General features: G+C 42.1%; 4 protein-coding genes and 1 tRNA gene. 4 read left to right on the plus strand and 1 reads right to left on the minus strand.

Going from position 1 to position 2638, the window contains the following annotated elements:
* The first annotated feature begins 30 nt into the window (after window positions 1-30).
* The 3 genes from FD47_RS14150 (at window position 31) to FD47_RS14160 (ending at window position 1092) form a co-directional block, all read left to right on the plus strand.
* Complete coding sequence (locus tag FD47_RS14150) at window positions 31-357, plus strand: single-stranded-DNA-specific exonuclease C-terminal domain-containing protein (protein WP_056980818.1); 327 nt, start codon at window positions 31-33, stop codon at window positions 355-357.
* Window positions 358-374: 17 nt separating this feature from the next.
* On the plus strand, window positions 375-893 hold the full coding sequence (locus FD47_RS14155) for an adenine phosphoribosyltransferase (RefSeq protein WP_008213702.1): 519 nt from the start codon (window positions 375-377) through the stop codon (window positions 891-893).
* Between the two features lie 110 nt (window positions 894-1003).
* Window positions 1004-1092, plus strand: a tRNA-Ser gene (locus FD47_RS14160).
* A gap of 313 nt (window positions 1093-1405) precedes the next feature.
* Here FD47_RS14160 and FD47_RS14165 read toward each other — a convergent pair.
* Window positions 1406-2050 carry a VTT domain-containing protein gene (locus tag FD47_RS14165; RefSeq protein ID WP_056980819.1) on the minus strand — a complete coding sequence of 215 codons (645 nt, stop codon included), beginning with the start codon at window positions 2048-2050 and terminating at the stop codon, window positions 1406-1408.
* A 131-nt stretch (window positions 2051-2181) separates the two neighbouring features.
* On the opposite strand from FD47_RS14165, the gene FD47_RS14170 reads away from it, so the two are divergent.
* On the plus strand, window positions 2182-2580 hold the full coding sequence (locus FD47_RS14170; RefSeq protein ID WP_008213708.1) for a CvfD/Ygs/GSP13 family RNA-binding post-transcriptional regulator: 399 nt from the start codon (window positions 2182-2184) through the stop codon (window positions 2578-2580).
* Window positions 2581-2638 lie beyond the last annotated feature (58 nt).

Here is a 2638-nt window from a genome sequence, read left to right on the forward strand (position 1 = left end):
TTTACTTTAACTTTGGGGGTATAGCTCAGGATGCCAGATCGTCATTCTTATGCTAAACTATTTAGGTTCGTTAAACAGTATCCTAATTTCAATATTGCGACTCACCTGCAGCAGTTGGCGGATCACTTGGACATTGCCAGCCAAACAATCGTGTTTATGATTCAGGTATTTTTAGAACTCGATTTTATTACTGTTCAGGACGAGGTCGTCAATCTTAATCCAAATTATCGTTCCAAGAATTTATCGTCAGCTCCGAGCTATCAGTTACGTGAGGAGCAGTTAGAAGCTGAAAAATCACTTCTTGCTTCTAACACGAATGAGTTAGTCAGTTTCGTTCAACATTGTTTGGCCGACTGACGAAAGGAAGAAAGAATATGTCAATTGATTTTTCTAAGTACATTGCGTCCTACCCAGATTTTCCCGAGCCCGGAGTCTTGTTTCGGGATATTTCGCCAATGTTGGAGAATGGTGACGTTTATCGTGCCGCAACTGACCAGATCGTTCAATTTGCCCAGGACCGAAATGTTGAGATGATCGTTGGACCAGAAGCTCGAGGATTCATCGTGGGATGCCCAGTTGCTTACCAAATGGGGGTGGGCTTTTCACCTGCCCGCAAGAAGAATAAGCTTCCCGGCGAAACGATTGAAGAGAGCTACGGCACGGAGTACAGTCAATCTTCACTGTATTTACGGACCAATGCTGTGAAGCCTGGTCAACGAGTTTTAGTGACCGATGATCTGCTTGCAACCGGGGGAACGATCGATGCAACAATTCGTTTGGTTGAAAAGCTTGGCGGAATCGTTGTTGGAACGGCCTTTTTAATTGAATTAACGGAATTAAAGGGCCGTGATAAGATCAAAGACTACGATTTCTTCACCCTATTGAAGTATTAAGGCTACAAAAACGATTGGATGAGAATGCTAGCTACTTGAGAATAATTGTTGCTGGTATTCACATATTAATTTACAACTGATTCAACAATTGATATAATGATATCTGTTGTGGAGAGTTGGCAGAGTGGTAATGCACCGGACTCGAAATCCGGCGAACCGGTTTTGCGCCGGCGCGCAGGTTCAAATCCTGTACTCTCCTTATGGCAGTAAGCATTGTGTCGCATGGTAGGTTAACCACCCGCCATGCGGCATTTTTTGTTTTAGAAGGAGCCGGTTGCACAGAAGCTCATCCGTGAATGGTGGGGCGGCTGATCAATTTATTTAGAACCCATTGCCCGGCGCGGGCGATTCAAAAATGGGCTTTTACATTGTTGGAAGAGCTTCCTAACCGTTGTAAAAAATAGGAGCGTTGTAATTGTAAGAAATTACGACGCTCCTATTTTTAAATTAGTGACCGGATAATTCGATTAATTTTAGGCGATGAACTGATTGAAGATCACCTGATAGAATGCTTATTTTTCAGGAGTCATTTTTGCTTTGATAAACCCAATGACTGCTGGGATTAAGGACACGACCACAATTCCAATAATCACCATTGAAAAGTTTTCTTTTACCAGCGGGATGTTTCCAAAGTAATAGCCCGCACCGCAGCAGATGGCGACCCATGATATGCAGGCAGCTGCGTTGTATTTGATGAATTTCCGATATGGGAAGTTACTGGTTGCCGCAACAAAGGGGATTAAGGTCCTGATGATTGGCATGAACCTTCCAAGAAAAATTGCCATGGCCCCAAATTGGTCAAAGAAACTTCGTGCTTTGTTGAGGTCCCGTTCCTTAATGAACTTACCAAGCACCCGATGTTTGGGGATGAGTTCACCAAATTTGCGGCCCAGGTAAAAGTTTAGCGAATCACCGGCAACCGAGGCAATCAGAAATAGGATGATGAAGGCCCAGATGTTTAGCCCATAGGTTGCGTTTGCCGCTAACGCTGCGGCTGCAAACAGCAACGAGTCTCCCGGAAGGAACGGAAAGATGACAATCCCGGTTTCGATAAAGATAATGGAAAATAGAATGATATACGTTGAATTGCCAAATGTATTAACAATGTTAATCAGATGATCATCGATGTGGAAAATAAAATCGATCAGTGTACTCAAAGCATCAGATCCTTTCGATATTTTTATTGATTTTACCAAACATTTCATTTGTTTTGTCAGTTGTGAAAAGACTTTAAACAAAAATCAACTTTTTGGTATAATCAGTGTGGAAAGTTTTTAGTAGATCAATTATGAGAAGAAAGAAGATGATGATGGTGCTAAAAGTGGGCATGAAAGTTCGCGGAACCGTTACAGGAATTCAGCCCTATGGGGTGTTTGTTGACCTCGGAGATCAAAACCAGGGCTTAATTCACATCAGTGAGTGTCGTTCAGGGTATGTTGCCGATATTAATCAGTTATTTTCGGTTGGTGATTCTGTTGAAACGTTGATCATTGATATCGATGAATTCACTGGTAAAATTAGTTTATCGACGCGTGCGCAAGCTGTTAATTTGAATGTTTTAAAGCATCTAAAGCCCGTTCATCGGCGACGTTATCATTATTGGACCGACTATCAGTTATCCATTGGATTTACTTCTTTAGCAGAAATGCGTGGCGAGTGGCTGAATGAAGCCGAGAAAATTTTTTAGAAATTCAAATTTTTACTTGACCGGTCTTCGATATCTTGGTAAACTAGTTTTCGTTGCG

It is taken from the genome of Lentilactobacillus parafarraginis DSM 18390 = JCM 14109, from assembly GCF_001435895.1.
In the GTDB taxonomy this organism is placed as follows: domain Bacteria; phylum Bacillota; class Bacilli; order Lactobacillales; family Lactobacillaceae; genus Lentilactobacillus; species Lentilactobacillus parafarraginis.